This is a genomic window from Frigoribacterium sp. PhB107, assembly GCF_003751515.1.
Taxonomy (GTDB): Bacteria; Actinomycetota; Actinomycetes; order Actinomycetales; family Microbacteriaceae; genus Frigoribacterium.
In genome coordinates, this window is record NZ_RJKU01000003.1 from 58,146 (window position 1) to 84,698 (window position 26,553).

Below are 26,553 nucleotides of genomic sequence, written 5' to 3' on the forward strand. Positions count from 1 at the left end.
GGTCGGGGTGCCGGGGGCGGACGGCGCAGGAGGAGGAGGGCGAGGAGGAGGGCGTTTGGCCACGAGGCGCGCAGGGCAGGGGACCGACGAGAGAGAGGACCCCGTGCAGCCCGACACCACCGCACCCGCCCGTCCGGCACTCGCCCGCCCGGCCCCCGACCGTCCCGCGTCGTCCCAGCCCGTCCCCGGCCTGCCGGAGCTGCACCCGCGCTTCGACGATGTCCACGAGATCGCCGTCCTCCGTGGCGGAGGCATCGGCGACCTCGTCTTCGCCCTGCCTGCGATCGAGGCGCTCGCCGAGGCGTACCCCGCGGCCCGCCTCACGCTGCTCGGCTCGCCCGTCCACCGGGCCCTGCTCGCCGGACGTACCTCCGGCGTCGACGAGGTCGACGTGCTCCCCGTCGTCCCGGGCGTCGGCGACGCGTCGGGCACCGAGGTCGACGCCGTCGCCACCGAGGAGTTCGTCGCTCGCCACCGTGCGCGCCGCTACGACCTGGCCGTGCAGGTGCACGGCGGGGGACGCAACTCGAACCCGTTCCTGCACCGGCTCGGCGCCCGGCACACGATCGGCACGCGGACCCCCGACGCGATCCCGCTCGAGCGCACGATCCCCTACGTCTACTACCAGCACGAGGTGCTGCGCGCCCTCGAGGTCGTGGCGCTCGCCGGCGCCTCCTCGTCGGGGCGTCCGGTGCTCTCGCCGACCCGGGCCGAGCGGGGCCGTGGGGCGGCGCTCGTCGGCGGTGGTCCGGCCGGCACGTCGGCCGGCGGAGACGGGCGCCCGGTCGTCGCGATCCACCCCGGGGCGAGCGACCCGAGGAGGCGGTGGTCGGCCGACCGGTTCGGCGAGCTCGCCGCTCGCCTCGCGCACCACGGCGTGCGGGTCGTGGTCGTCGGCGAGGGCGACGACGTGGCACTGGCCGACCGCGTCACGACCGTGGCCCACGAGCGCCGGCCGAGCCGCGCCTCCCTCGTGTCGTCGCTGGCGGGGCAGCTCGACCTCTCCGGCCTGGTGGGCGTGCTCGCGTCGGTCGACGCGTTCGTCGGGAACGACAGCGGTCCCCGGCACGTCGCCGAGGCCGTCGGGACGGCGACGAGCGCGGTCTTCTGGTTCGGCAACGTGATCAACGCGGGTGCCCTCGGCCGCACGAGCCACCGTGTCGCGATGGCGTTCAGCACGTCGTGCCCGGTCTGCGGGGTCGACATCACCCAGGTCGGCTGGACGGCGGAGCGCTGCGAGCACGACGCGAGCGTCGTCGACGGGGTGGGCCTCGACGAGGTGTGGGAGAACACCCGGGAGCTGCTCGACGGTGTGCTCGCGGGCCGCGGCACGTCTCTCCCCGTCCAGGAAGCCCGGTCCTGAGCGGGAGGTCGCGGTGAAGGCGTCGCTCAGCGCGTCATGCGGTCCAGCGAGAAGGTCGAGGAGGCGAAGGGCCCGCCCTGGGGACCCGCGGGCTCGGCCGGCTCCCCGGTCTCGGGAGGGACGGTGCCGGCGGGCTCGGGCAGGGGGCCGTCGAGGACCGTCGAGGCGTCGTCCTGCGGCCGGAAGCCGACGGCCTCGCCTGCCGCGAGGTCCCACCACCCCTCGGCGTTGGCCGACACGGCGTAGAACACGGCCGCGTGCACGTCGGTCGTCATGGCGGCGACGAACGCGCGCACCCCGTCCGGCTCGCTGAGCCAGGTGTGCAGGTGGCGGGTGTCCTCCGGGGCCTCGCCCCAGCTCCCGATGCGGACGGAGACCGTGCTCAGCCCGAACTTGTCCGAGTAGAGGCGGCAGAGCGCCTCGCCCGCGACCTTCGAGACGCCGTAGAAGCCGTCGGGGCGCGGCGGCATGCCGACGTCGACGGTCGTGTCGGTGTCGTACGAGCCCGTGAGGCGGTTGCTGCTCGCGAAGACCACCCGGCCGACCCCTGCCCGGCGGGCCGCCTCGAGCACGTGGTAGGTGCCCACCACGTTCACCGTGGCCAGGTCGTGGAAGTCCGCCTCGTCGCTGATGCCGCCCAGGTGGACGACGCCGTCGCAGCCCGCGAAGAGCTCGGTGAGGGCCTCGAGGTCGGCGACGTCGACGACCTCGCGCCGCTCGGCGGCCGGGCCCGGGGCGGCGTCGGACCTGGCGGCGTCGGGCACGACGGCGTCGCCCCCGACCGGCGGCACCTCGACGACGTCGGTCGAGACGAGCTCGACGCCGAGCTCGTGCAGCGCGGAGCGGAGGTGCAGCCCGATGCGGCCCGCGGCGCCGGTCACGGCCCAGCGTGCTCCTCGGAGGCGGGCGGCGTCGGGCTCGGCGTGGTCGCTCATGCCCCTCACCGTACGGCTCGCCCCCGACACCCGCTCGGCCCGCAGATGCCGACCGTTCGCGTCGATCACTGTCCGTCGTACCCGGATGTCCCCGTATCGCAGCGCGTGCGGTCGGCATCTGCGGAGCCGCGCGCCACGCCGAGCCGGGCCCGGGCAGCAGGCGAGCCCGGCACCTGTGCAGGTGCCGGGCTCGGACCGGGGTGGACGCTCGACGTGTCGGCGTCCGGGTGGGTCAGTGCTGGTCGCCGTCCTTGGCGCGCTCGGTGGCGAGACGGTCCTCGCTCATCGACTTGTCCTTCTGTCCCTGAGCAGTGAGCTCGGCGTCGTCGGTCTTCTTGCCGACGGCCTCCTCCACGTGTCCGGCTGCCTTCTGCACTGCGTCCTTGGCCTTGTCTCCGATGGACATGCGGTTCCTCCTCCTGCTGAGTTCCCGGGATGTCCCGGCTGTGTCGTGGACGGTAGGCCCGCAGCGCCACCACGGGCCGCCGCTCGGGATGTTCCCAGGAGGCGGTCGGCCAGTGGTCAGCGCCGGGGCGGCGGCCTAGACCTCGCGGCCGGCGGGCATCTGCGTCTTGCGGGGGTCGGTCTCGGCGAGCCCCTCGAAGATCGACTCGATCTTCGCGAGCACGTCGGCCTCGAGCACGACGCCCGACGCCTTCGCGTTCGACTCGACCTGCTCCGGACGCGAGGCGCCGATGATCGCCGAGGCGACGTTCTCGTTCGAGAGCACCCAGGCCAGCGACAGCTGCGCCTGCGTGAGGCCGAGGTCGTCGGCCACGGGCTTCAGCTGGGCGACGGCGTCGAGCACGTCGTCGCCCATCCAGCGCTCGATCATCGCGGCGCCGCCCTTCTGGTCGGTGGCCCGGCTGCCCGAGGGCAGCTCGCCGCCCTTGGTGTACTTGCCGGTGAGCACGCCCTGGGCGACGGGCGACCAGACGATCTGCGAGATGCCGAGCTCCTTCGAGGCCGGGACGACCTCCTCCTCGATGACCCGCCAGAGCAGCGAGTACTCGGGCTGGTTCGAGACGAGCTGGATCTTGAGCTCACGGGCGAGCGCGTGCGCCTCGCGCAGCTGCTCGGCGTTCCACTCGGAGACGCCGATGTACAGCACCTTGCCCTGGCGGACCAGGTCGGCGAACGTCTCCATCGTCTCCTCGAGGGGAGTCTCGACGTCGTAGCGGTGCGCCTGGTACAGGTCGACGTAGTCCGTCTGGAGCCGCCTCAGCGAGCCGTTGATCGACTCGGTGACGTGCTTGCGGCTGAGGCCGGTGTCGTTGTGGCCCTTGGGGCCGGTCGGGCCGTAGACCTTGGTGAAGATCTCGACCGACTCGCGGCGCTCGCCCTTCAGCGCCTCGCCGAGCACGACCTCCGCCTGCGTGTTCGCGTAGACGTCGGCCGTGTCGAAGGTCGAGATCCCGACGTCGAGCGAGGCGCGCACGCATGCGGTCGCCGTGTCGTTCTCGACCTGCGAGCCGTGGGTCAGCCAGTTGCCGAACGTGAGCTCGGAGACCTTGAGTCCTGAGTTGCCGAGGTACCTGAATTCCATGGGGTTCTCCTTGTCGGGGGCGCTCCGCTGCGCACCGCCGTCGACGCTACGCCTCGGCGGCGTGAACGTTCACGCCGGGGTACGCCCGCCTGCGGCGACGGCGAGTGGTCAGCTCCTGTCCTCCCCGGCGCGCGGAAGGACGGGAACTGACCACTCGAGCACGACGAGCTCGACGAGGCCGATCAGGGCCAGCTGTCCTCTTCGGGGTGCGTCACGACGAGCTCGCGGATCTCGCTGGTCGCGGGCATCCCGAGCACGTAGAGCACGGCGTCCGCGACGTCCGACGGATCCTGCAGACGGGAGTCGTCCTGCGGCTTGTACTGCTCGTCGCGGGCGTCGAAGAAGCGCGTCTTCATCCCGGAGGGGATCAGGGTCGTTACGCCGACGACGCCCTTCAGCTCGGCCGCGAGCGAGCGCGTGAAGCCGACCACGCCGAACTTCGAGGCGCAGTACGCGGTCGCGTCGCCGACGGCCTTGATGCCGAGCGACGACGCCACGGTGACGACCTTGCCGTGCGACTGCTTGAGGTGCGGCAGCGCGGCGCGCACGGTCGAGACGGTGCCGAACAGGTTGACGCCGACGATCGCCTCCCAGCGCGAGGTGCTGATGCCGTCGAGCGGGGCGGGGGTGTCGATGCCCGCGGCGGTGACGACCGCGTCGAGGCCGCCGTGCGCCTCCGCGGCCGACGTGACCGCCGCCTCCACGGCTGCCGAGTCGGACACGTCGACCTGGTGCGCCTCGACGCCCTCGGCCACGCGGGAGACGTCGAGGTCGAGCACGATCGGCGTGCCGCCGGCCCGGAGCACGGCGTGCGCGACGGCCGCGCCGAGCCCGCTGGCACCGCCGGTCACGATCACGCGGCCGGGGCCGCGACGGCCCTCGGCGCCGGTGCCGGTGTCGGTCGTGCTGGTGTCGGTCGAGGTCATGGGTGGTTCCTTCCGTAGGGGACAGGGGTGTCGTGCGGCGCGGGCGGCCCGGTGCACGGGCGACGACGAGGAGGCGCGGGTCAGCCCACGCGCTCCAGCGCCGACGCGAGCCTCGTCGTCGACCGCCCGGGGTGGAACGGCACCGTGACGGTGCGCCCTCCCCAGCCGGCCACGAGCGAGGCCTCCGGCAGGGTGTCGGCGGAGTAGTCCCCGCCCTTCACCCACAGGTCGGGCCGGACGCGGTCGAGCACGGCGTGCGGGGTGTCCTCGTCGAAGACGACCACGGCGTCGACGCACTCGAGCGCGAGCAGCAGGTCGACGCGGTCGCCCTGCGACATGATCGGCCGCTCGGGCCCTTTGAGCCGCGTGACCGACTCGTCGCTGTTGAGGCACACGATCAGGCAGTCGCCGAGGGCGCGGGCGCCGGCGAGGGTGCGCGCGTGGCCGGCGTGCAGGAGGTCGAAGCAGCCGCCGGTCGCGACGACCGTGCCGCCCTCGGCGCGCACCCGTCGCGCGACGGCCAGGGCGTCGACGCCGGGGAGGGCGACGGGCGCAGGAGGCGCGGGCTCGGACCCGGCGCCCGTCCCGGACCGCAGCGCCTCCAGGTCGAGCACCGCGACCCCGCCCGCGCCGAGGAACCACGCCGCCGACCGCACCGCCGTGGCCAGCGCCTCGTCGAGCGACGAGCCGCCGTGCAGCGCCACCGCGAGGGCGGACGCCAGCCGGTCGCCTGCGCCGCACGGGTCGGCCGAGTCGACGGAGGGCGCCGGCACGTGAGCGGGCACGCCGGCGGACCCTGCCGTGGCGAGCACCGCCCCGCGTGCGCCGAGGGTCACGGCGACGGCTCCGACCTGCCATCGGTCGCGGAGGTCGCCCGCGACGGCGCCGGCCGAGGCGACGTCGCCGACGACCGAGCCGTGCAGCGCGGAGGCCTCGCCCTGGTTGGGGGTGACGACCGTGCAGCCGACGACGGGAGGGGAGCCCTTCGGGTGCGGGTCCCAGACGACCGGCGTGCCGCGCTCGGCGACCTGTCGCAGCGCCTCGCGCAGCCGCTGGACACCGGTCAGGCCGCGGCCGTAGTCGGCGACGACGACGGCGTCGGCCGAGAGCACGGCGTCGACCATCTCGTCGGTGACGAGCGGCGCGGGGGCGGCGCCGCAGTGGTCGTCGACGCGGGCGATCGCGTGCCCGCCCTCGGCGCGCACGCGGGTCTTGGTGGGGGTGCCCGCGCGCAGGTCACCCGCGACGACGGGCACGGCGCCGAGGGCACGTCGCAGGTCGTCGGCGCCGGCGTCGTCGGACAGGGCCGTGACCAGGCGCACGGCCGTGCCGTCGAGGGCGAGCATCGCGGCCACCAGGCCAGCGCCTCCTGCCCTCGTGGTGCGCGACGACACGTCGAGCACGGGCACGGGGCCGTCGGGGCTGAGGCGAGTCGCGGTGCCGACCACGTCTACGTCGAGCAGGGCGTCCCCGACGACGACGATCCCGCCGCCACGCATGCCGCCGCCGCCTCCGCGCACGCCGCCGCCGCTCACGGGCGCGCCCCCGCGGGACGCAGCCCCGCACGGTCGGGACCGGTCGACCCGGTGCGCTCCACCTCCGCGTCGAACACGAGGCAGAGGGCGTGCACGGCGATCAGCTGCGCCTCCTGCACGTTCGACGAGGGGCCGGGCAGGGTGACGGCGTCGTCGCAGACGGACGAGAGCGGGTTCGGGCCGGGGCCGGTCAGCGCCCAGGTCGTCACGCCGATCCCGCGGGCGGCCTCGGCGGCCTCGATCAGGTTGCTGCTGGCGCCGCTCGTCGAGAGCAGCACGAGCACGTCGCCCTCGCGTCCGTGGCCGCGCACCTGGCGGGCGAAGACCTGCTCGTAGCCGTAGTCGTTGCCGATCGCGGTCACCGCGCTCGACTCGGCGTGCAGCGAGATGGCCGAGAAGGAGGGGCGGTCCGCGGCGAACCGGCCCACGAACTCGCTCGTGAGGTGCTGGGCCTCGGCGGCCGAGCCCCCGTTGCCGGCGGCGAGCAGGCGGGCGCCCCCGCAGAGCCGCTCGGCGAGCTCCACGCCCCAGTCGCGGAGGTGCTCGGCCTCGTCGCGGAGCGCCCGCAGCACGGGGTCGAGGGTGACGAGGTGCTCACGGACGACCTCGGCGAGGTCGAGCGCGGGCGCGGGCGCAGCCGTCGCCGTCGCAGGCGCCCCAGCCGGCACCGCCGCGGGTCCCGTGATCGGTGGCGCGTCGGGCGCGGCGTGCTCTGCCGGGCTCGTGGCCGTGCGCACGATCGTGATCGGCCGGCTGCGGACGAGCGAGGTCACAGGGTGGCTCCCTTCGTGGAGGCGAAGTCGGTGCGGTCGGTGTGGTCGGTGCGCCCGGCGGGGCCTGCGGCGCGCGTGCGGGCGACCGTCGACTGGTAGCTGCGGTCGGTGCCGGCGGCGACGCGGTCCCACGAGTAGCGGCTGCGGGCACGGCGCCGGCCCTCGCGCCCGTACTGCGCGGCGGTGGCGGGCGAGTCGAGCAGGACGCCGAGTGCCCCGGCCACCGCCTCGGGGTCGCGCGGCGGCACGAGCCGCCCGGTGCGCCCGTCGACGACGGTGTCGATCAGCCCGCCCACGGAGGCGGCGACCACGGGCACGCCGCAGGCCATCGCCTCGAGCGGCACGATGCCGAACGGCTCGTACCAGGGGGCGCAGACGAGGGCGTCGAGCGAGCGGAGCACCGTCGGCAGCTCGGCCTGGGGCACCTGGCCCCGGAACTCGACCCGGTCGCGCACGCCGAGCTCGTCGGCCAGGGCGGCCAGTGCGCGGTAGGTCTCGTCCTCCGCGAGGCGCTCGCGCGGCGGCCCTCCGACGACGAGCAGCTCGACGTCGCGGCCCTCGTCGACGAGCCGGGCGAGCGCGCTGATCGCGGTGCCGTGGCCCTTGCGGGTGACCAGGCGGCCCACGGTGGCGATCCTCGTCGGCCGGCGCCGCGCCTCCTGAGGGCCCTCGGGGGTGAAGAGCGCGGTGTCGACGCCGCAGGGCGCCACGTCGATGCGGTCGGCGCCGACGCCGATGCCGCGCAGCTCGAAGACCTCGTCCGAGCAGGTCGCGATCACGGTGTCGACCGTGCGGCCGACCTGCGGCTCGAGCTGCGCGCGCTCGGGCGGGCTCGTGTCGAGGAGGCCCTGGTGGCGGCGCTTGACGTGGCCGAGCGCGTGGAATGTCTGCACGACCGGGACCGTCCTGCCCTGGCCGGCGTCGCGCACCGAGGGGCGGCGGGCGGCGTCGAGCGACGCGACGCCGCTCATCCAGAAGTGGGCGTGCACGACGTCGGGCCGGTCCGCGAGCCACGCCTGCTCGAGGCCGTCGGCGAGGGCCGCCATGTGGGGCAGCAGCTCGTCCTTGGGCACGTGCTCGGCCGGGCCCGCCGCGACGTGGACCACCGTGACGCCCGACGGCATCACGGCTCGGTCGGACAGGCCGGCGTCGTCGCGCCGCGTGTAGACGACGACGTCGTGCCCGCGGCGGACGAGCGCGGCGGACAGCTCCGCGACGTGCACGTTCTGGCCGCCGGCGTCGACGCCGCCGAGCACGGCCAGGGGGCTGGCGTGCTCCGAGACCATCGCGATCCTCATGCGTTCGTCCTCTCGTTCGTGCTCGTGCTCGTCCCAGCCGCGCCGGCCGCAGCACGCGGGCCGTCCGCGATCACCGCCTCCAGCACGGCGTCCCACTCGGCCAGGAACCGTCCGAGCCCGTACCGCTCGAGCGCGTGCGCCCTGGCGACCTCGCCGGCCGCGCGGGCCGCGTCGGGGTCGGCGACGAGCTCGCGGGCCGCGCGGACCAGGACGTCGAGGTCGGTCGAGACCGCCCCCGCGCGCGCCGGCACCGCCCGGTACGCCTCGGTCGTGGCCAGCGCGACGACGGGCATCCCGGCCTGCATCGCCTCGATCAGCGAGAGGCCGAGCGACGTCCAGCGGATCGGGTGCAGGTAGACGCGGCACTCCGAGAGGCGGCGATGGAGGCGCGCGGTCGGCAGGTCGCCCACCACCGTCATCGAGTCGGCGCCGAGGCCGAGGGCGTCGGGCAGCCCGTCGGCACCCATGCCGAAGACGTCGAGGGGGGCGGCCTCCGCGAAGCGCGGCAGCAGGTCGCTGCCGGTGATCCGCCAGCGGCGCACCGGCTCGTTGACGACGACGCCGAGGCGGGCGCGCTCGCCGGTGTAGAGGGGCCCGGGGTCGACGACGCCGTGCTCGATCGTCACGGTCGGTGCGTCGCCGCAGTCCCAGAAGAGCGAGTTGAACGCGGTCACGTGCGCGACGAGCACGTCGTCGCGACCTGACAGCGGGTGGACCGAGTTCGGCACGGACTCGCGGGGGGCGTTGTGCTCGACGAACACGGCGGGCACGCGGCCCGCGCCGGTGCCGAGCCGGCGGCCGAGGAAGCGCTCCGCCTCGGCCAACTCGTCTGTCCGCTGCAGCACGACGAGGTCGACGTCGGCGTCGCGCAGGTCGTCGGGGTGCACCTCGCGGACGTTCTCCGGCCAGTCGCGACCTGCGCGGCCGAGGCCCCACGGGCCTCCCGCGGGCGTCGTCGGCAGGAGGTACTCGTGACGGCCGCGGACGAACGCGTCGGCCCAGCCGCCGTGCACGTGCCAGAGCAGGATCTTCATCGGGTCGCCTCCTCGAGGGTCGGGGCCGGGATGGCGTCGGGGACGGCGGCGGGCGCCGAGGAGGCGCGGGTCGCGCCGGTCGCGCCGGTCGCGCTCCCCGACGAGGTCGCGTCGGGCACGCCCACCAGGTCCGTGAGCGCGGCGACGACGTCGTGCGCCGTCACCTGCCCGAGGCACGGGTGCCCGGGCACGGGGCACTCGCGCGCCCGCGTGCCGCGGCAGGCGGCCTGCTGGTCGCCGAGCAGCGCGACCGGGACCCCGAACGGCGCCCAGCGCCCGGCCGGGACGACGGGGGAGAAGAGGCTGACGACCGGAGTGCCGACGGCGGCGCTGAGGTGCGCGGGGCCGGTGTTGCCCGTGACCGTCGCGGCGGCGCCGGCGAGGATGCTCGCCAGGCCGGCGAGGTCGGTGCGGCCGCCGAGGTCGACGCCCGCGGTGCCGGCGACGGCGCGCGTCAGCTCGGCCTCGGCGGGGGAGCCCGTGACGAGCACCCGCCAGCCGGCCGCCGCCAGGGCGACGACCGCCTCCTCGTTGCGCTCGGGGGACCAGGCGCGGGCCGGGACGGCGGCGCCGGGGTGGACGACGACGTAGGGACGGTCGCCGAGCTCGGCGATGCCCAGCTCGGACACGTCCGGCCCGGGCAGCACCGCGAGGCGGCCGTCGTCGTCGGCGGGCAGCTCGAAGCCGGCAGCTCTCGCGATCGCGAGGGCGCGCAGCGGCTCGGGCTGGTCCTCGTCGAGGGTCTCGCCGGGCTTCAGCCGCACGTCGAGCAGGCTGCCGGCGTAGTCGGTGCTCGCTCCGCTGATCCGCTCGACGCCGGCGAGGCGGAGCAGCAGCGCGAGCGGCAGCGGCGACTGGTGGAACGACGTGAGCAGCACGGCCTCGTCGGGGCGGGCCTCGGCGAGCAGCTCGGCCAGCGCGGCGACGTGCTCGGGGGTCGCGGCGGGGGCAGGGTCGACGATCCAGGGCGCGGCCCAGGTCAGCACGTGGTCGACGCCGGGCAGGAGGCGGCCCGCGGCAGCGCCCTGCGGTCCGCAGAGCAGGGTCACCTCGGTGTCGGGGGCGGCGGCCACGGCGCGCACGGCCGGGCCCGAGACGAGCACGTCGCCGGCGCTGTCGAGGCGGGCGACGAGGACGCGGCGGGTCACGAGGTCGCCCCGCGCTCGAGGGACGGCAGCACGCGCGACGTCGCCGAGCCGGCGTGCGACGCGCCCTGCGCCAGGTGGGCGAGGGCCAGGTCGACCGCCTCGCGAAGGTCGGCCGCGACGACGTCGGCGTCGGCGATCTCGGCGGGCAGCGTGACGGGGGTGGGCACGAGGACCCCCAGCGCCCCCGCCGCGCGTGCGGCGCCCACGTCCGCGCCGATGTCTCCGATGACGACGCAGTGCGCGGGGTCGACCCCGAGCGTCTCCGCCGCCTGCAGCACGAGACCGGGGGCGGGCTTGCGGCAGCGGCAGCCGTCCTCGGCGACGTGCGGGCACACGGCCCAGGTGCCGAACGCGCCGAGCAGCTCGTCGACCCGCGCGGCGACGTCGTCGACCTGGTCGCGGGTGATCAGGCCGCGGCCCACTGCGGACTGGTTGGTGACCACCCCGGTGGCGACGCCGGCCTCGCGGACCGCGGCCACCGCCTCCTCGGCCCCCGGCACCAGCTGCACGAGGTCGGGGTCGCCGTTGTGGGGCACGTCGACGACGAGCGTGCCGTCGCGGTCGAACAGCACCGCCGAGGGCACCGCGAGGGGCCACGAGGAGGCGCGGGTCGACGAGGTCATGCCAGCGCCGTGCCCCGAGGCGCCCCCGCCGAAACGTGCACAGATCACCTTTCTGTCGAAGCCCTCCTGTTCGGGCGGCGGGCGGTCCGGCACGGCAGGCTGTCGGGATGGACCGCCTCCCCGAGAAGGACGACACCCCCGAGTTCCTGGCGCTGCGCGCCCTCAAGCTGGGCGACCTGCTCGTCGCCGTGCCCGCGCTGCACGCGATCCGCCGCTCGCGGCCCGACCACCGCCTGGTGCTCGCCGTGCCCGGTTGGCTCGAGCCGGTCGCCGAGCTCGTCGGGGGGATCGACGTGCTCTGGCCGACCCCGGGGCTCGACCACCCGCTCGGCATCGAGCCGGGGCGGATCGACACGGCGATGAACCTGCACGGCGACGGTCCCGAGAGCCGCGGGGTGCTCGAGCAGCTGCAGCCGCGGGTGCGGCTGGGTCACGCGAGCCCCGGGTGGGACGGCCCCGAGTGGGAGGACCACGTGCTCGAGCGGCACCGCTGGGCCCGGCTCGCGGACGCACACGGGATGCCCGCCGACCAGGAGGACGTCGGCATCGCCCGCCCCGACCTGCCGAGCGCCGCGCCCGGTGCGGTCGTCGTGCACGTGGGGGCCTTCTACGGCTCGCGGCACTGGCCCGTCGACCGCTTCGCGACGGTCGTGCGCGAGCTCCGTGAGGAGGGACGGCGGGTCGTGCTCACCGGCAGCGAGAAGGAGCGGCCGCGTGCGCTCGAGGTCGCGGCGCTCGCCGGACTCGACGACGAGGTCGTCGCCGCGGACGTGCTCGCCGGCACGGTCGACCTGGCCGAGATGGCCGCGGTCGTGGCCGACGCCTCCGTCGTGGTCTCGGTCGACACCGGGGCGGCGCACCTGGCCTCGGCCTACGCCACGCCTTCGGTCGTGCTCTTCGGGCCTGCTCCGCCCGAGGAGTGGGGCCCGCCCGCGAGTGGCCCGCACGTGGTCCTCACGGACGCGAGCCTGCGCGTCGGCGACACCTTCGGCACCGAGTGCGACCCTGCCCTGCTCGCCGTGCAGCCCGCCGACGTGCTCGCCGCGGCCAGGGAGGTCGCGCGCAGCCTCGACGGGATCGGCGCGTGACGACGGACGACTCCTTCTTCGCGGCGCTCGCCGCAGACCTGCAGTCCGAGCCCGACCTGAGGGTGACGGTGCAGCGGGCCGTCGGCTACGTCCGTGCGCTGACGCGGTGCGACGAGGTGGCGGTGCGACTGCACGTCGGGGGCTCCGCGGCGCCTCGGGCTGCGGCGACGTCGTCGCGTGGAGAGCGGCTCGACGGGCTGCGCGACGAGCACGGGTCAGCCGCCGCCGACGAGACCGTCCCCGACGAGGTCGAAGGGGTCGTGCTCGTCGACGACACCGCGCACGATCCGAGCTGGCCCGCGTGGGCCGCCGCGCTCGCCGCGGAGGGAGTCGGCAGCGTGCTGACCGTGCCCCTCGCCGCGCGGGGCTCGTCGCTCGGCCTGCTCTCGCTCTACGCCGCTGAGGCGGGGTCGCTGAGGCGCTGGGCGGACGACGACTCGCTGGAGCTGCTGGTGCGGCAGGTCGCGGTGGCACTGGTCGACCTGCGCGCCGCCGAGGACCTCGAGACCGTCCGTGAGGCGCGCACGCTCGTCGGACAGGCCCAGGGCATCCTCATGGAGCGCCACGACCTCGACGCCGACCAGGCCTTCGCGGTGCTGCGGCGCTACTCGCAGCAGGGCAACGTCAAGCTCCGCGACGTCGCGGCGCAGCTCGTGCGCACACGGCGGCTGCCGGAGGGGCGTCCAGGCCGCTGACGGCCCAGTGCGCTCCGGCACGTGCCATGGCGAGGCCGTTTCGTCAAGCCGGGGTCAGCCGGACGAGGACGTTCCTAGGCTCTGCCCATGAAGCACGTCAGGTTCGCAGACAAGGACTTCCTCGTCGGGAACGACATCGCCGACGCGATCCTCGAGTACGCCGCCGTGCTCGGCGAGATGCGCTCGGCCGACTCGATCGACATCGTCGCCGTCGGGCCCGACGGCGACGAGGTGGAGGCGACCCTGTTCCTGTCGACCGGGGTCCCCCTCGTGGCGGAGACCACGACGAGCCGGCTGCCCGAGCCGGACAACGCGGAGACGCTCGCCTACATCGAGGCCAGGTTGGCACTGCACCTCGATCCGGCGTCCGTCGAGCCGGCGCTCGGCGGGAGCCCCCTCGAGAGGTACGACCAGTCGCTGGGGGACTGGGCGGCGACCCAGGACTGATCGTCCGCTCCGGCGTGGCCGTCCGGCCTCATCCGAGGGATCGATTGTGACGGCAGGTCGTCGAGCCGTCACCATGGAGGCATGGCCACGACAACTCCGCCCTCATCCGGGCCCACCGCCGACCATCCCTCGGCGCTCACCGAGCCCGTCTCGACCACTCCGCAGCTGCGCCGCTGGGTCTTCTGGCCAGCCGCCGTCGTCGTCCTCGGCTTCGTCGCCTGGACGCTGATCGCGCCCGCCTCGGCCGAGGCCGTGTTCCTCGGCCTCCAGAGCGGGATCGTCCGCAACTTCAGCTGGTACTACGTGCTGATCGCGGCGTTCTTCGTCGGCTTCAGCATCTTCGTCGGCTTCAGCCGGTTCGGCAGCATCAAGCTCGGCAAGGACAAGGACGAGCCCGAGTTCTCGACCGGTTCGTGGTTCGCCCTGCTGTTCGCCGCGGGCATGGGGATCGGTCTCGTCTTCTACGGCGTCTCCGAGCCGCTCAGCCACTTCGCGTCGCCGCGCCCCGGCGTCACGGGCACCGAGGACCAGCTCGCCCAGCAGGCCCTGACCCAGACGTTCCTGCACTGGGGACTGCACGCCTGGGCCATCTACGTCGTGCTCGGACTCGCCCTCGCCTACGCGATCCACCGCCGTGGCCGTCCCGTCTCGATCCGGTGGGCGCTCGAGCCCCTGCTGGGCGACCGCGTCCGCGGCGGCTGGGGCAACCTGATCGACGTGATCGCCCTGGTCGGCACGCTCTTCGGCGTCGCGACCTCGCTCGGCCTCGGCGTCATCCAGATCGGCGCCGGCCTCGAAGCTGCCGGCATCGCCGACAGCAGCATCGTCAGCCAGATCTCGATCATCGCGGTGATCACCGCCGTCACGATCGTCTCGCTCGTCACCGGCGTGACGAAGGGCATGAAGATCCTCTCGAACTTCAACCTCGTCCTCGCCGCGGCCCTCTTGCTCTTCGTCCTCATCGTCGGCCCCACGCAGTTCCTCCTGCGCGACTTCGTGCAGTCCATCGGGGCCTACCTGCAGAACGTCGTCGGGCTGTCGTTCAACGTCACCGCCCAGCAGGGCACGGCCGGCGAGGAGTGGCAGGGCGCCTGGACGACCTTCTACTGGGGCTGGTGGATGTCGTGGGCGCCGTTCGTCGGCATCTTCATCGCGCGCATCTCCAAGGGCCGCACCGTCCGTCAGTTCGTCTTCGGCGTGCTGCTCGTGCCCACCGCGCTCACCTTCCTCTGGTTCGCCGTGCTCGGCGGCGCGGCCATCCACCAGCAGACCGACGGCTCGGGCGGCCTGATCGGGGCGGACGGCAGCGTCGACATCGAGGGCTCGCTGTTCGCCCTCCTCGGCGGGCTGCCCGCCGGCACCGTGCTGACCTTCGGCGCGATCCTGCTCATCGGCGTCTTCTTCGTCACGTCGTCGGACTCCGGGTCGCTCGTCATGGCGATGATCGCCTCGGGCGGCGACATCGAGCCGAAGAACTGGCTGCGCGTCTTCTTCGCGCTCGTGGCCGCGCTGCTCGCCGTGGCGCTCCTCCTCACGGGCGGCCTCGACGCCCTGAAGACGGCGGCCATCACGACTGCCCTGCCGTTCAGCATCGTGCTGCTGCTCACCTGTTGGTCGACGATCATCGCGTTCACGCGAGAGCGCCGCGCGTACGACAAAGCCGAGCGCGACGTGCTGCTCGAGCACGTCGGCGCCTACTACGGCCTCGAGGTCGACGCGCCGACCCAGGCGGGGAACCGCGGCCTCGGCCGCCCGTGGGAAGCCGTCAAGCGACGGGTCCGGGGTGCCCGCGACGGGTCGGCCGCGAGCCGCGAGGCGTCGTCCGCGGTGTCGGCCTCCGCGGTCGTCGCCGAGCCGCCGCTGCGGGTGGACGTCGTGTCGCCCGACCCGGCGGTCGACGCTCGCCTCGACGAGGTCGCACCCGACGCCACGGACCGGGAGGCACCGGACGGGCGCTGACCGACTCGTCGCGCCGCACCTCCTCGAGGGTCGCCGCGTCTGCGCCGCACGGGCGTCGTCTCCCCAGGAGGCGGCGCCCGTCGTCGTCGCAGGCCGTCGGCCTCAGCTGTCCCGAGAGCGGCCTCGCGGGTCGACGCGGGCGAGCTCGGCGGCGCTCAGATCGTCGCGACGGATCCGGCGTCGACCCGGTAGTTGCTCCCGTTGACGAAGCTGGCCCGGTCGGAGACGAGGAACGCGATGACGCTCGCGACCTCGTCGGCCTCGCCTCGTCGGTGCAGCTCGAGATGGGGCCGTTCCTCGTCGAGGAACGACTCGACTGCCTCGTCGAAGGTGGTGCCGGTCTGCTCGGCCCGCGTCGTCATCATGGCGTCCGTCATGGGCGTCGCGATGAAGGCCGGGCTGACGGTGTTCACGAGGAGCCCCTCGCTCGCGTAGGACCGCGACAGCCCCTTCGCGAACGCGAGGACCCCCGCCTTGGCCGCGCAGTACGGGAGCTCGTCGTCGTAGGGCTGCACGGCGTCCTCGGACGCGGTGAGCACGAGGCGTCCCCAGCCCCCGGAACGGAGGTCGGGCAGGAACTCCCTGACCAGGCGCACGGGTCCGAGCAGATCGGTCTCGAGGGTCTCGACCCAGCCCGCGTCGTCGATCTCGTGGAACATGCCCTGTGCGCCGGTGACGCCCGCCGGTGACGAGGGCCTTCCTGCCCGTGATGCCGAGGTCCATCAGTCCCGCGCCCCGAACACGGCGCGCGTCGCCCAGTAGTCGCGGGTGGTGTCGTAGGCGTGCCCGCACGCGAGGCAGGCCCAGCGGACGCGACGGCCGCCTGCGCCCGGCGCGATGCTCGCGTGCATGGAGGTCGCCGCGCCGCAGTGCGGGCACGACTTCTTCGGGATCGGCATGGTGGTCCTTCCTCGTCGGACCACCGTCCTACGCCACGGGAGGCGACGCGGGCATCCCCTTGACAACGGGGTCCTGCCTCTCGACGTCCGAGCTACAGGACGAGCCGGCGGTCGACGACGCCCTGCGCGACGTCGCGGAGCGGCAGCTGGTGCGACCGTGCGTGGCTCCTGAGCAGGGAGAACGCCGAGGTGACGGTCGTGCTGCGCTCGTAGGAAAGGTATCCCTTGGCCTGCTCGATCACGACCCGGCTCTCGAGGGCGTAGGCCAGCTGGTCCGCGAGGGCGGTCTGCTCGTCGTTCTGCCGTCGCTGGCTGAGGCCGGTGCCGACGACCCGGACCATCGAGGTGATCAGCGACACCTCGGACTCGCTGAGCTCTCCGGGCTCGGCCAAGAAGACGTTGACGCCTCCCACCGCCGTCCCGTCGACCTCGAGGGGCAGGGCCAGGGCGCCCCGGAGCCCTGCTGAGAGGGCGGTCTCGGTGAACTCCGGCCACCTGTCGTGGACGGTGCGGACGTCGGGGACGGCGAGCAGCTCGCCGCGCGCGATGCTCTCGATGCAGGGTCCGCCCTCGACGCCGAGCTGGGCCTCCTCGACGTCGAGGGTGCGTTCGTGGGTCGAGGCGACCGCACGGTAGGTGCGGTCGTCGGCACGGAGGATCACGGCGGCCTCGACGGCGCCCGTGTGGTCCGTGCACGCCCGGACGAGGAGGTCGAGCGCGTCGACGAGCTCGCGGCCGGAGCGGAGGGCCTCGACCAGCTCGACGAACACGGACGCGATGTCGGCGTCGTGTCCGGCGTCAGCCATGCTTCGCTGCGTCCCCGGGGCGGGAGCCGGGGGCCGGCACCGGCTCGGGCCTCGTGGTGAGTCCGAAGCCGCTGTTGGCGGCGTGCATCAGGACTGCCAGCCAGTCCTGGTTCATGGACTCCGCGGCGGCCTTCTCGACCCGGAACCGCATGGCCACCGCCGGGTGCATCCAGAGGGACTCCTCGACGGGCTCGGGCCCCGTGTCGTCGGTCCAGGTGAACAGGAAGCACTCGCCGCGTCGCAGCTTGGTGACGACGACGCTGCGGAGATGGGCGAGCAACCGGTCGTCGAGCGTGACGTCGATCGATGTCGGGCCATAGGTGAACGTTCCCAAGGGGTGTCCTCACGGGGTCTGGGTGAAGGGGGGCCGGTGGGTCCCGGCAAGCGTCACGATAGTGGAGGCGGGGATCTCGGCGAGGCTCACGACCCCCCGGTCGCATGGTGGACGACACCGCCCGCCGGACGACCGGGTCCCGTGCCTCGACGACGCCGCCTAGTCGGCCCGGCTCCTGACCTCGTCGACCGAGAGCAGCCCCCGGAGGCGCCCCAGCACCTTCGCGAGCAGCCGCGACACCTGCATCTGGGTCACGCCGAGCACGCGGCCGATCTCGGCCTGCGAGAGCTCGTCGACGAAGCGCAGCCGGACGAGCAGCCGGTCTCGATCGGGAAGCTGCGCGATCGCCCTCTGCAGCTCGCACCGCACCTCCGTCGCCTCGTGCTCGTCGGCGGCGGCGATCGTGTCGCCGAGGCTCGTGCCCTCGGCGGTCCCGATCGGGAGGTCGAGCGAGGCGGCGGTGCGGTCGAGCCGGGCGCGCAGCGCGAGGCGGACCTCGGCGACGGGCTCGCCGAGCCGCAGGGCGAGCTCCTCGGCGGACGGCTCGTGGCCCAGGTGGTGCGTCAGCGGGCCGCGGACGGCGGCGAGGGCGACCGACAGCTCCTGCAGGCGGCGGGGCGGACGCACGGCCCAGGTCGCGTCGCGCAGGTGCCGCTTGACCTCGCCGGACACGGTCGGCCCGGCGAACGCGACGAAGTCGTCGCCCTTCTCGTGGTCGAACCGCAGCGCCGCCTTGAGCAGGCCGAGGCAGGCCACCTGGCGGATGTCGGCCCACTCGTCGCCTGCGGAGGCGTAGCGCCGGGCGACCGCGTCGGCGACGTCGAGGTGCTGCTCGACGACCTGGGCGACCAGACGGCGGCGGGCGGGTCCGACCTCGTGCGGCGACGCGCGGCCCGCGCGACGGTAGGCGGCGAGCGTCTCGAGGCGACGTCCCTCCTCCCGAGGGGACCGTGCCGAGGAGGCGCGGTGGGCGCTCGAGGTGGGCCTGCGCGGCGAGGCGGCAGGGCCGGCGCCGGGCGCGGTGCTCGTGCCGGTCGTGGTCGTCGGGCTGTCGGTGGTGGTGCTGCGTCCTGCGGTCGTGATGGTGCTCACGTCGTCCTCGTCCCAGCTGAGGCGGAGCGGCTCGTTGCTTGGCCGCCGTCGTCGACGAGGGCGACGCTGCCACCGGGCGGGGACCTCGGCACCCCCCTGGACCGGGCCGGGCAGTGCTGCTACTTTCGCGCGGCCTCCACGGCGTCGGGGGACGGATTCCCAGGTTCGCGAGCCGGGCCGGCCAGCCTGCGGCACGCCCGCGGGCTGGTCTAGAGCTTCGACAGGGGGTGCCCGTGGGACGCGTCGTCGGCCCAGAGCGGCAGCTCCGGCCGGGGCTGCAGGGCGGTCACCGCGCAGGCGGCGGCGAGGCCGGCGAAGAGCACGTCGTCCATCAGCGTCAGTCCCGTCGGCGCCGCGCCCGCGAGCTGCCGGTCGGCGAGGCCCGCGAGCAGCAGCGCCAAGTACGAGACGGCGACGAAGCCCACGATGATCCTGATCGTCAGGGCCGAGAGGTCGAGCACGGCGACCGCGACGAGCAGCAGCGCCGTGCCGAGGTAGATCACGTCGAGCACGATGTCGACGGTGAAGATGCCGAGCATGTGCTCGCCTTCGATGAAGAGGCCGATCAGGCCGTGTCCGCCGACGACGACGGCGATCATGAGCGAGAGGGACTTCGCCACGGGGGCTCCTTCGGTGGGGGACGGAGGTGCGGACGGTGCTGCCGTCCCCTACCCGGTGCGCCCGGTCTCATGCCTGCCGGTCCGGGATGTCCCCCGACCGCACGGGGACGCCCCCGGCGCCGCTGCTTCGATGGCAGCCATGTCCGTCGCCTCACCGCCGACGCCCTCCGGCGTGCCCGCCCTGGCCGTCGCCGCGTCCGCCTACCTCCTGACCTGCGGCGTGGGCCTCGGCGTGCGGCGCGGGGTGCTGCGCACCGACCGGGCCCGCTGGGTGCACCACGTCCTGTTCGTGCTGACCGCCGCCTCCTCGTCCGCGGCGGTCGTCGCCCTGACGGCTGCCCGGCAGCGCGCCGCCGCCCTGGCGCTGCTGTCGGTCGCGGCGCCGTTCGCCCGGCTGACGCGCATCTCGGCGCGCACGGGGCCGCACGCCCGGACGGCGCTCGCCGCGGCGCCCGCCTACGTCGCCGCGTGGCTGCTCAGCCGTGGGGTGCGCTGATGGACTTCACGGAGGTCGTCCGCCGCCGCCGCACCACCAACGGCCACTTCACGGACGAGCCCGTGAGCGCCGCCGACCAGCGCCTCCTGATGGAGCTCGCCGGCCGCGCGCCCAGCCAGCTGAACAGTCAACCGTGGCGCTTCGTGCTGGTCGAGGCGCGCGAGACCATCGACGAGATCGCCAGGATCAGCGGCGAGAGCATGACCGAGTCGATGTCGTCGGGCTCGTTCTTCGAGCGCTACAAGCCGTTCTTCCGCTTCAGCGCGGCCGAGATGGCGCGGCACCGGGACGGGATGCTGTTCGACAAGCTGCCGGCGCCCCTGCGACCGTTCACGGGGCAGGTCTTCACGAGGAGGGGCCAGCTGCTGATGAACGCACTGCGGGTCCCGCAGACGCTCGGTGCGGAGAACCGGGCCCTGGTCGCCGGGTCGCCGCTGCTGCTCGGCGTGATGCTCGACCGGTCGTCGTACCGGCCCGACTCGCTGACGTCGTTCTACTCGACGTTCAGCATGGCGGCCGCGGTCGAGAACATCTGGCTGGCGACCGTGCCGCTCGGGCTCGGCATCCAGTTCATCTCGTTCCCGATGGAGTCGCCCGCTCGCTGGGCGCAGGTCTCCGAGCTGCTGCGGGTGCCCGACGACCTCGAGCTGATGGCCGTGTACCGGATCGGCCACGTCCCCCGGGAACGCGTGCGGCCGGCGATCGACTGGGTCAGCGACGAGCGGAAGCGCATCTCGCAGTACGTGTTCCGCGAGGACGCGACGACGCCGCAGACGGGGTGGGACGAGCCGCCGGGCGCGCGGGACGCGTCGGGCGGCGCCGGGACGGCCGGCGCGTGACGAGAGGCCCCGACCCGTCGCCCGCAGCTGCGGGACGTCGGACCGGGGCCTCTCGTGGGGCTCGCGGGGAGCGGGCTCAGGCCTTGTCGGCGTCCGAGTCCTTGTCGTCGTCGACGAGGCCGTCCTTCGAGCCGTCGGCGAGCTGCTCGGTGTGCTCGGCCTGCTCGTCGGTGACGTTCGTCGATCCGTCGGGGGCGGTGTCCGGTGTGGTGTCGTCGTGGTCGCTCATGGGGGCGACGATACGCCCGCCCCGCGATCCGTGACCTGTTCCGCAGGAGGCGCGGTGCCGGCCGTGCCGACACCGCGCCTCCTCGAGTCGCGAGCGCCTAGAGCGCTGCGGCCGCCGCCGGCTCGTCCGTCCGGGCGACGAGCTCGCCGTCGTCGCCGACGCGGACCACGACGCGTCCGCCTGCGGCGACCGCGCCCGTCACCATCAGGTCGGCGATGCGGTCGTCGACCTCCCGCTGGATCGTGCGCCGCAACGGCCTCGCGCCGAACTCGGGCTCGTGGCCGCGGTCGACGATCCAGTCCGTCGCCGCCGCGTCGACGTCGAGCACGACGCCCTGCGCAGCCAGCCGGCCGGCGGTCGCGCCGAGCAGCAGCCCGACGATCTCGCGCAGCTGCTCCCTGTCGAGCTTGCGGAACAGCACGATCTCGTCGATCCGGTTGAGGAACTCCGGTCGCATCGCCTCGCGGAGCTTGCCCATGACGCGGTCGCGCAGCGCCTTCTCCGACCCGAAGCCGTTCCCGGCCGCGGCGTCCGACCCGACCGGCCCGGCCGGCGTGAAGCCGAGCGCGCCGCCGCGCGACGCCAGGAACTCCGACCCGAGGTTCGACGTCATCACGACGACCGTGTTGCGGAAGTCGACGGTCCGGCCCTGGCCGTCGGTGAGCCGCCCGTCGTCGAGCACCTGCAGCAGCAGGGTGAAGACGTCGGGGTGCGCCTTCTCGATCTCGTCGAAGAGGATCACCGACCACGGGTGCCGACGGACGCGCTCGGTCAGCTGGCCGGCCTCGTCGTAGCCGACGTACCCGGGAGGGCTCCCGACCAGGCGGCTCACGGTGTGCCGCTCGCCGAACTCGCTCATGTCGAAGCGGATCATGGCCTGCTCGTCGCCGAACACGGACTCCGCCAGCGCCTTGGCGAGCTCCGTCTTGCCCACGCCGGTCGGCCCGAGGAACAGGAACGACCCGGTCGGGCGGTGCGGGTCGCCGAGGCCGGTGCGGCTTCGGCGGACGGCGCGGGCGACCGAGGTCACCGCGTCGTCCTGGCCCACGACCCGCGCGTGCAGCTCCTGCTCGAGCAGGGCGAGCCGCGCCCGGTCGCCCTCGGTGAGCCGCGACGCGGGGATGCCGGTGGCGCGGGAGACCATCTCGGCGACGTCCGCCTCGGTGATCTCGGTGCCGGGCCCCTCCGGGGAGGTCTCGACGTCGGGGTCGCCGACTGCGGCGTCGAGGCGCGCCTGCACGGCCTCGAGCTCGTCGCGGACCTGCGAGGCCTCCTCGTAGCGCTCCGCGGCGACCGCGGCGCGCTTGGACGACTCGAGCTCGGCGAGCTGTGCCCGGAGCGCCGCGACGTCGACGCGAGCGACACCGCCGAGACGGAGCCGGCGACGGGCGCCGGCCTGGTCGATCAGGTCGATCGCCTTGTCGGGCAGGAACCGGTCGCTGACGTAGCGTGCCGACAGCTCGACGGCCGCGCGCAGCGACTCCGGGCTGTAGGTGACGCCGTGGTGCGCTTCGTAGCGCGGGGCCAGCCCGGTGAGGATCGCGACCGCGTCGTCGATGCCCGGCTCGGGCACCTGCACGGGCTGGAAGCGGCGCTCGAGGGCGGCGTCCTTCTCGATGGTGCGGTACTCCTTGAGCGTGGTCGCCCCCACGAGGTGCAGGTCGCCCCGGGCGAGGCGGGGCTTGAGGATGTCGCCCGCGCCCATCGCACCGTCGCCGCTGCCCCCGCCGCCTCCTGCCCCGACGACCGTGTGGATCTCGTCGAGGAACACGATCAGCTCGTCGCGGTGCGCGGCGATCTCGTCGACGACCGTGGTCAGGCGCTCCTCGAAGTCGCCGCGGTAGCGGGTGCCGCTGAGCATGCCGGGCAGGTCGAGGGCGACGACGCGCTTGCCCTGCAGCAGCTCGGGGACGTCGCCGTCGACGATGCGCTGGGCGAGTCCCTCGACGATCGCGGTCTTGCCGACGCCGGGCTCGCCGATCAGCACGGGGTTGTTCTTCGTGCGGCGCAGCAGGATCTCGACGGCCTGCTCGATCTCGTCCGCGCGGCCGATGACGGGGTCGATCTCGCCCCGGCGGGCGCGGGCCGTGAGGTCGCTGCCGTACTGGTCGAGGGTCGGCGTCGAGGAGGCGCCGGTCGCGCCTGCCTCGCCTGTCGCCTGCGCGCTCGCCTGGGTGCCGCCCGCGTGGCTCGCGCCGCTCGTGCCAGCGGCGTCGCCGGTCGGCGACCCGTCGCGCACGAACGCCTGGAGCGCCTGCGGGGTGACGCCCGCGGCGGCGAGGAGCTGGCCGGCGGCGGACTGCTGGTCGACGACGAGCGAGAAGAAGAGGTGCTCGGGATCGACGTAGGTCGAGCCGAAGGCTCGGGCGGCCTGCGCCGCCTGCAGCAGGACGCGCTGGGCCGCCGGGGTCAGCGACGCGGTGCTCGGGGTGTCCGACGAGGGGCCGGGGAGGCGGCTGTCGACGGCGCGCAGCAGCGCGTCGCGGTCGGCGCCGGAGTGGCGGACCACGTCCGCGGCGGGCGACTCGTCGAGCAGCACCCTGAGCACGTGCAGCGAGTCGACCTCGGCGTGCCCGTGGCTGGTGGCGAACTCGCCGGCGCGGGTGACGACGCCGTGGGCGCTGCTGCTGAGCAGCCGCGAGATGTCGACCGGACGGCCGGGCTGTGACGACCGGGCGCCGTTCATGAGGCGGGCGAGGAACTCGTCGAACGAGTCGCTGCTGCCGGAGCCGAACTGTGCAGGCACGGGACCTCCTGGGTGAACTTGAGTGCGTACGACTCAAGTCAACGCAGGAGGCCCCGTCGCATTCCCGTCTCGGTACGAAGTTGAGCGGAAGCGACTCAACCTGCGCACGGGCAGCCTACGAGGCCCCCTCCGACCCGTGCGTGTGGGCGCTCAGCTGCGGCTCGTCCTCGTCGTCCGCGCCCGAGTCGTGGGCGGCGTCGAAGTCGTAGCCGTCGAAGTCCAGGTCGGGGATGTCGGCCATCTCCTCCGGCCAGGAGGGGCGGCCGGGCTGGAGCCGCAGGGTCGCCTCCTCGAGCTCGCGGATGACCTCGTCGTCCTCTCGCTCCTCCGTGCCGTTCTCGACGGGGGTCGAGAAGATCTGGCTGGCCGGGCCGATCAGCAGGTGGGCGTAGGCGCGGCTGCCGCCCTCGGTCACGACCGGGACGGACACGACGTCGGAGGTGCCGGACCGGGCGAGCGCTCGTGCGTACCGCAGCACGGCCTTGCAGGTGGTGTCGCCGAGCAGCATGTAGCCGCCCGCGTAGTGCAGTCGTCTCATGGCTCCACCGAATCAGCGGCCGGGGGTCGCGTCCGACCCTTGACGCGCCTCCTGCGGGTGCCCTAGTGGGCCGAGCCGGCGCCTCCTGCGGGTGCCCCAGGAGCGGGTGCGGCGCCTCCTCGGGTCAGCCGGCGTTCGGCAGCCGCACCTCGACGGCGCCGTCGACGACGCGCGTCTCGAAGACGGGCTGCGGGGACGTGGCCGGACCGTGCACGACCTGGCCGGTGCGCATCGAGAAGACGCTGTCGTGCCACGGGCACGACACGCAGGCCTCGCCGGGGCGGCCCGCGTCGAGCACGACCTCGCCCTGCGAGAGCGGTCCCGAGAGGTGGCTGCAGACGCTCGAGAGCACCTCGACCTCGTCGCCGCGCCGCAGGGCGACGAGCGGCTGGCCGTCGAGCTCGAGCCCGGTGAGCTCGCCCTCGGGCAGGGCGTCGAGCCGGGTGACGGCGTGCCAGCCGGGGCTGACGAGGTGCGGCACGTCCTCCGCGTGGTTCGCGCCGACGGCCTGGCGGTAGGCGAGGTGTCCGCCGATGAAGCCGCCGAGGCCGACTGCGCCGAGGCCCGCGAGGCCGAGCAGCTTGGCGCTCGCCTGCTTCCCCCGGACCCGCTGGAGGTACGAGGCGCCGTAGAGGCCCGTCGCCACGAGGTTCGCGACCGAGTGCACGAGGCCGGTGCGCTTCTGCTGCTCGTGCGACGCGGCCCAGTCGACGAAGCCCGCGAGGGCGGCGGGCGCGACGGCCAGCACGCCGACGCCGACGAGGGCCCGCGACGCCCGCTCTTGGCCGGGCATGAAGTCGAGCACCGCCGAGCTGATCCACGCGCCGGTCGGCACGAGCACCAGCACCGGGTGCAGGGGGTGCCCTGCAGGGACGCCGTGCAGCAGGTCCTTGAGGGCGCGGGGCTGGACGACGGCGTCCACGACACCGGCCACCGCGTCGATGACGGGGTCGAGCTGTGCGGCGTTCTCGACGGCGCTCAGCGCCTCGACGATCTTCAGTTCTCGCATGGCTGCTCCTCTGGTCGGGGCTCCGGTGCCCTGGGTGGTGGTGGCGGCGGTGGCGGTGGGTGGTCGAGGCGGCTGGCCGGCCGGCGGTGGTCTCCGTCTACTCCGCAGCGTCGGCGTCGGCGTCGGCACGCGAGCCGCGACGCGACCCGGCACGGGCGACGAAGAACAGCACCGTGCCGACGGCGAGCAGGACCGCCCCGAAGAGCCACACCTGGGCGCTCTGCTGGGTGAGCAGCAGCACGCAGGAGGCGGTGCCCAGCACGGGCACGGCGGTCCAGACCCTGAAGTGCGAGTGCTCCACCCGGTCGCGGCGCAGCACGAGCACGGCGACGTTCGTGCTGATGAAGACGAAGAGCAGCAGCAGCACGACCGTCTCGGCCAGCACGCTGATGTCGCCGACCGTGGTCAGGACCATCGCCACGGCGGTCGTGACGAGGATGGCGGCCCACGGGGTGCGGCGACGCGGCAGGACGGCCGCGAGCGGGCGGGGCAGCAGCCCCTGGTCGGCCATGCCGTAGGTGACGCGGCTCGCCATGATCATCGTGAGCAGCGCGCCGTTGGCGACGGCCACGAGCGCGATCAGGCTGAAGATCCACTCGGGCACGCCGACGCCGGACGCCGAGACGACGGCGAGCAGGGGGCCGGTCGAGTCGCTGAGCTCCTCGGCGGGCAGGGCGATCGAGCTGGCGAGCCCGACGAGCACGTAGACCACGCCCGCGGTGGCGAGCGAGGCGAACAGGGCGCGGGGGTAGACGCGGCTGGGGTCGCGCACCTCCTCGGCGACGTTGGCGCTCGTCTCGAACCCGACGAACGAGTAGTAGGCGATGATCGCGGCGCCGAGGGTCGCGATCGCCGGGTTCGCGTCGACGGGGAACTCGCCGACGCGGCCGACGTCGCCGCGGCCGCCGCCGAGCATGATCGCCACCACGGCGATCACGACGACGAGGCCGCTCACTTCGATCACGGTCATGACGACGTTGCCCTTGAGCGACTCGCTGATGCCCCGGGCGTTGAGGCAGGCGACGAGCGCGAGGAACGCGATCGCCGTGGGCACCGCCGGCAGGTCGACGAAGGTGCCGAGGTAGTCGCCCGCGAAGGCGAGCGAGAGGCCGGCCGCGCTGGTGACGCCCGCGGCCAGCATGCTGAAGCCGACGAGGAACGACACGAGCGGCGCCTTGTACGCCCGCTCGGCGAAGATGGCGGCTCCGCCGGCCTTGGGGTACTTCGTCACCAACTCGGCGTACGAGCCGGCGGTCAGCAGCGCGAGCAGCAGCGCCAGCAGCAGGGGAGCCCAGAGCGCACCCCCCACCTCCGCGGACAGCGTGCCCATCAGCGCGTAGATGCCCGCCCCGAGCACGTCGCCGAGGATGAAGAGGTAGAGCAGCGGGCCGGTGATGGCACGCTTCAGCGCGGTGCCCGTCCCCGGTTCTCCGTCGGGAGCGGCGGGTGCGGCATCGGTGGGGGCAGGTCTCGACATCGATGTCCTCCGGCTGTCAGCGGTGCACCCGCTCGGTCACGGCGGTGCGCCGTCGATCGTCGTCCTGCTCGGAGCGCGAGGGCCGTTCTGCGCGAGGG

27 protein-coding genes and 1 pseudogene are annotated in these 26,553 nt (G+C 74.3%); 7 read left to right on the forward strand and 21 right to left on the reverse strand.

The window, feature by feature from the left end; translation table 11 throughout:
• The first annotated feature begins 103 nt into the window (after positions 1-103).
• Positions 104-1,363, forward strand: a complete 1,260-nt coding sequence (locus EDF18_RS13800) for a glycosyltransferase family 9 protein (protein ID WP_233569177.1) — start codon at positions 104-106, stop codon at positions 1,361-1,363.
• Positions 1,364-1,389: 26 nt separating this feature from the next.
• Here the strand turns inward: EDF18_RS13800 and EDF18_RS13805 are convergent, their stop codons facing one another.
• The 10 genes from EDF18_RS13805 to EDF18_RS13850 all read right to left on the reverse strand — a co-directional run bounded on the left by EDF18_RS13805 (position 1,390) and on the right by EDF18_RS13850 (position 11,181).
• Positions 1,390-2,298, reverse strand: coding sequence for an NAD(P)-dependent oxidoreductase (locus tag EDF18_RS13805; protein WP_123548584.1), 909 nt, complete (start codon positions 2,296-2,298; stop codon positions 1,390-1,392).
• Between the two features lie 232 nt (positions 2,299-2,530).
• Positions 2,531-2,704 carry a CsbD family protein gene (locus EDF18_RS13810; RefSeq protein ID WP_123548416.1) on the reverse strand — a complete coding sequence of 58 codons (174 nt, stop codon included), beginning with the start codon at positions 2,702-2,704 and terminating at the stop codon, positions 2,531-2,533.
• A 135-nt stretch (positions 2,705-2,839) separates the two neighbouring features.
• Complete coding sequence (locus tag EDF18_RS13815; protein WP_123548417.1) at positions 2,840-3,844, reverse strand: aldo/keto reductase family protein; 1,005 nt, start codon at positions 3,842-3,844, stop codon at positions 2,840-2,842.
• A 182-nt stretch (positions 3,845-4,026) separates the two neighbouring features.
• The gene (locus EDF18_RS13820) at positions 4,027-4,770 is read right to left on the reverse strand and encodes an SDR family oxidoreductase (RefSeq protein WP_123548418.1); all 744 of its coding nucleotides are present in this window, start codon (positions 4,768-4,770) and stop codon (positions 4,027-4,029) included.
• Positions 4,771-4,850: 80 nt separating this feature from the next.
• Complete coding sequence (locus EDF18_RS13825) at positions 4,851-6,269, reverse strand: PfkB family carbohydrate kinase (protein ID WP_123548585.1); 1,419 nt, start codon at positions 6,267-6,269, stop codon at positions 4,851-4,853.
• A gap of 32 nt (positions 6,270-6,301) precedes the next feature.
• Complete coding sequence (locus tag EDF18_RS13830; protein ID WP_369878373.1) at positions 6,302-7,078, reverse strand: SIS domain-containing protein; 777 nt, start codon at positions 7,076-7,078, stop codon at positions 6,302-6,304.
• The gene (locus tag EDF18_RS13835; RefSeq protein ID WP_123548419.1) at positions 7,075-8,376 is read right to left on the reverse strand and encodes a glycosyltransferase; all 1,302 of its coding nucleotides are present in this window, start codon (positions 8,374-8,376) and stop codon (positions 7,075-7,077) included. Before EDF18_RS13835 ends, EDF18_RS13830 begins: the two co-directional genes overlap by 4 nt.
• Positions 8,373-9,410 carry a glycosyltransferase gene (locus EDF18_RS13840; RefSeq protein ID WP_123548420.1) on the reverse strand — a complete coding sequence of 346 codons (1,038 nt, stop codon included), beginning with the start codon at positions 9,408-9,410 and terminating at the stop codon, positions 8,373-8,375. The genes EDF18_RS13835 and EDF18_RS13840 overlap by 4 nt, the downstream gene beginning before the upstream one ends.
• Positions 9,407-10,558: a glycosyltransferase family 9 protein gene (locus EDF18_RS13845; protein ID WP_123548421.1), complete on the reverse strand. Its 1,152-nt coding sequence runs from the start codon at positions 10,556-10,558 to the stop codon at positions 9,407-9,409. The genes EDF18_RS13840 and EDF18_RS13845 overlap by 4 nt, the downstream gene beginning before the upstream one ends.
• A complete protein-coding gene (locus EDF18_RS13850) occupies positions 10,555-11,181 on the reverse strand; it encodes an HAD-IIIA family hydrolase (protein WP_123548587.1) in 627 nt (208 codons plus the stop codon). The genes EDF18_RS13845 and EDF18_RS13850 overlap by 4 nt, the downstream gene beginning before the upstream one ends.
• A 107-nt stretch (positions 11,182-11,288) precedes the next feature.
• On the opposite strand from EDF18_RS13850, the gene EDF18_RS13855 reads away from it, so the two are divergent.
• The 4 genes from EDF18_RS13855 (at position 11,289) to EDF18_RS13870 (ending at position 15,370) form a co-directional block, all read left to right on the forward strand.
• Entirely contained in the window at positions 11,289-12,269 is a 981-nt protein-coding gene (locus EDF18_RS13855; protein WP_123548422.1) for a glycosyltransferase family 9 protein, read from the forward strand.
• Positions 12,266-12,964 (forward strand): GAF and ANTAR domain-containing protein, encoded by a 699-nt coding sequence (locus EDF18_RS16665; RefSeq protein ID WP_158614686.1) that lies wholly within the window; start codon positions 12,266-12,268, stop codon positions 12,962-12,964. Before EDF18_RS13855 ends, EDF18_RS16665 begins: the two co-directional genes overlap by 4 nt.
• A gap of 87 nt (positions 12,965-13,051) precedes the next feature.
• Complete coding sequence (locus EDF18_RS13865) at positions 13,052-13,411, forward strand: hypothetical protein (RefSeq protein ID WP_123548424.1); 360 nt, start codon at positions 13,052-13,054, stop codon at positions 13,409-13,411.
• Positions 13,412-13,492: 81 nt separating this feature from the next.
• Positions 13,493-15,370: a BCCT family transporter gene (locus tag EDF18_RS13870; RefSeq protein WP_123548425.1), complete on the forward strand. Its 1,878-nt coding sequence runs from the start codon at positions 13,493-13,495 to the stop codon at positions 15,368-15,370.
• A 155-nt stretch (positions 15,371-15,525) separates the two neighbouring features.
• Here EDF18_RS13870 and EDF18_RS13875 read toward each other — a convergent pair.
• The 6 genes and pseudogenes from EDF18_RS13875 to EDF18_RS13895 all read right to left on the reverse strand — a co-directional run.
• Positions 15,526-16,041, reverse strand: a pseudogene (locus EDF18_RS13875) (SDR family NAD(P)-dependent oxidoreductase); the annotation flags it as partial.
• A gap of 51 nt (positions 16,042-16,092) precedes the next feature.
• Positions 16,093-16,269: a hypothetical protein gene (locus EDF18_RS16385; RefSeq protein WP_158614687.1), complete on the reverse strand. Its 177-nt coding sequence runs from the start codon at positions 16,267-16,269 to the stop codon at positions 16,093-16,095.
• 92 nt (positions 16,270-16,361) lie between these two features.
• Positions 16,362-17,075: a GAF and ANTAR domain-containing protein gene (locus EDF18_RS13880; protein WP_123548426.1), complete on the reverse strand. Its 714-nt coding sequence runs from the start codon at positions 17,073-17,075 to the stop codon at positions 16,362-16,364.
• The gene (locus EDF18_RS13885; protein ID WP_123548427.1) at positions 17,068-17,409 is read right to left on the reverse strand and encodes an ATP-dependent DNA ligase; all 342 of its coding nucleotides are present in this window, start codon (positions 17,407-17,409) and stop codon (positions 17,068-17,070) included. The genes EDF18_RS13880 and EDF18_RS13885 overlap by 8 nt, the downstream gene beginning before the upstream one ends.
• A gap of 159 nt (positions 17,410-17,568) precedes the next feature.
• Positions 17,569-18,501 carry a sigma-70 family RNA polymerase sigma factor gene (locus EDF18_RS13890; RefSeq protein ID WP_158614688.1) on the reverse strand — a complete coding sequence of 311 codons (933 nt, stop codon included), beginning with the start codon at positions 18,499-18,501 and terminating at the stop codon, positions 17,569-17,571.
• A gap of 209 nt (positions 18,502-18,710) precedes the next feature.
• Positions 18,711-19,121 (reverse strand): hypothetical protein, encoded by a 411-nt coding sequence (locus EDF18_RS13895; protein WP_123548429.1) that lies wholly within the window; start codon positions 19,119-19,121, stop codon positions 18,711-18,713.
• A gap of 139 nt (positions 19,122-19,260) precedes the next feature.
• Between EDF18_RS13895 and EDF18_RS13900 the strand changes: the two genes are divergently transcribed.
• Positions 19,261-19,617: a hypothetical protein gene (locus tag EDF18_RS13900; RefSeq protein WP_123548430.1), complete on the forward strand. Its 357-nt coding sequence runs from the start codon at positions 19,261-19,263 to the stop codon at positions 19,615-19,617.
• Positions 19,617-20,456, forward strand: a complete 840-nt coding sequence (locus EDF18_RS13905; RefSeq protein WP_123548431.1) for a nitroreductase family protein — start codon at positions 19,617-19,619, stop codon at positions 20,454-20,456. Before EDF18_RS13900 ends, EDF18_RS13905 begins: the two co-directional genes overlap by 1 nt.
• 76 nt (positions 20,457-20,532) lie before the next feature.
• On the opposite strand, the gene EDF18_RS16390 is transcribed toward EDF18_RS13905, so the two are convergent.
• The 5 genes from EDF18_RS16390 to EDF18_RS13925 form a co-directional block, all read right to left on the reverse strand.
• A complete protein-coding gene (locus EDF18_RS16390) occupies positions 20,533-20,685 on the reverse strand; it encodes a hypothetical protein (protein WP_158614689.1) in 153 nt (50 codons plus the stop codon).
• Between the two features lie 97 nt (positions 20,686-20,782).
• A complete protein-coding gene (locus EDF18_RS13910) occupies positions 20,783-23,431 on the reverse strand; it encodes an ATP-dependent Clp protease ATP-binding subunit (RefSeq protein WP_369878375.1) in 2,649 nt (882 codons plus the stop codon).
• 115 nt (positions 23,432-23,546) lie between these two features.
• Complete coding sequence (locus EDF18_RS13915) at positions 23,547-23,969, reverse strand: hypothetical protein (protein ID WP_123548432.1); 423 nt, start codon at positions 23,967-23,969, stop codon at positions 23,547-23,549.
• Positions 23,970-24,093: 124 nt separating this feature from the next.
• A complete protein-coding gene (locus EDF18_RS13920) occupies positions 24,094-24,978 on the reverse strand; it encodes a Rieske (2Fe-2S) protein (RefSeq protein ID WP_123548433.1) in 885 nt (294 codons plus the stop codon).
• A gap of 97 nt (positions 24,979-25,075) precedes the next feature.
• Positions 25,076-26,455, reverse strand: coding sequence for an APC family permease (locus tag EDF18_RS13925; protein WP_123548434.1), 1,380 nt, complete (start codon positions 26,453-26,455; stop codon positions 25,076-25,078).
• Positions 26,456-26,553 lie beyond the last annotated feature (98 nt).

What these genes read in the sequence shown, in the direction of transcription:
- EDF18_RS13805 (WP_123548584.1), bottom strand. Translation starts at nt 2,298, where the DNA reads ATGAGCGACCACGCCGAGCCCGACGCCGCCCGCCTCCGAGGAGCACGC.
- EDF18_RS13810 (WP_123548416.1), bottom strand. Translation starts at nt 2,704, where the DNA reads ATGTCCATCGGAGACAAGGCCAAGGACGCAGTGCAGAAGGCAGCCGGA.
- EDF18_RS13815 (WP_123548417.1), bottom strand. Translation starts at nt 3,844, where the DNA reads ATGGAATTCAGGTACCTCGGCAACTCAGGACTCAAGGTCTCCGAGCTC.
- EDF18_RS13820 (WP_123548418.1), bottom strand. Translation starts at nt 4,770, where the DNA reads ATGACCTCGACCGACACCAGCACGACCGACACCGGCACCGGCGCCGAG.
- EDF18_RS13825 (WP_123548585.1), bottom strand. Translation starts at nt 6,269, where the DNA reads ATGCGTGGCGGCGGGATCGTCGTCGTCGGGGACGCCCTGCTCGACGTA.
- EDF18_RS13835 (WP_123548419.1), bottom strand. Translation starts at nt 8,376, where the DNA reads ATGAGGATCGCGATGGTCTCGGAGCACGCCAGCCCCCTGGCCGTGCTC.
- EDF18_RS13840 (WP_123548420.1), bottom strand. Translation starts at nt 9,410, where the DNA reads ATGAAGATCCTGCTCTGGCACGTGCACGGCGGCTGGGCCGACGCGTTC.
- EDF18_RS13850 (WP_123548587.1), bottom strand. Translation starts at nt 11,181, where the DNA reads ATGACCTCGTCGACCCGCGCCTCCTCGTGGCCCCTCGCGGTGCCCTCG.
- EDF18_RS13855 (WP_123548422.1), top strand. Translation starts at nt 11,289, where the DNA reads ATGGACCGCCTCCCCGAGAAGGACGACACCCCCGAGTTCCTGGCGCTG.
- EDF18_RS13865 (WP_123548424.1), top strand. Translation starts at nt 13,052, where the DNA reads ATGAAGCACGTCAGGTTCGCAGACAAGGACTTCCTCGTCGGGAACGAC.
- EDF18_RS13870 (WP_123548425.1), top strand. Translation starts at nt 13,493, where the DNA reads ATGGCCACGACAACTCCGCCCTCATCCGGGCCCACCGCCGACCATCCC.
- EDF18_RS16385 (WP_158614687.1), bottom strand. Translation starts at nt 16,269, where the DNA reads ATGCCGATCCCGAAGAAGTCGTGCCCGCACTGCGGCGCGGCGACCTCC.
- EDF18_RS13880 (WP_123548426.1), bottom strand. Translation starts at nt 17,075, where the DNA reads ATGGCTGACGCCGGACACGACGCCGACATCGCGTCCGTGTTCGTCGAG.
- EDF18_RS13900 (WP_123548430.1), top strand. Translation starts at nt 19,261, where the DNA reads ATGTCCGTCGCCTCACCGCCGACGCCCTCCGGCGTGCCCGCCCTGGCC.
- EDF18_RS13905 (WP_123548431.1), top strand. Translation starts at nt 19,617, where the DNA reads ATGGACTTCACGGAGGTCGTCCGCCGCCGCCGCACCACCAACGGCCAC.
- EDF18_RS16390 (WP_158614689.1), bottom strand. Translation starts at nt 20,685, where the DNA reads ATGAGCGACCACGACGACACCACACCGGACACCGCCCCCGACGGATCG.
- EDF18_RS13915 (WP_123548432.1), bottom strand. Translation starts at nt 23,969, where the DNA reads ATGAGACGACTGCACTACGCGGGCGGCTACATGCTGCTCGGCGACACC.
- EDF18_RS13920 (WP_123548433.1), bottom strand. Translation starts at nt 24,978, where the DNA reads ATGCGAGAACTGAAGATCGTCGAGGCGCTGAGCGCCGTCGAGAACGCC.
- EDF18_RS13925 (WP_123548434.1), bottom strand. Translation starts at nt 26,455, where the DNA reads ATGTCGAGACCTGCCCCCACCGATGCCGCACCCGCCGCTCCCGACGGA.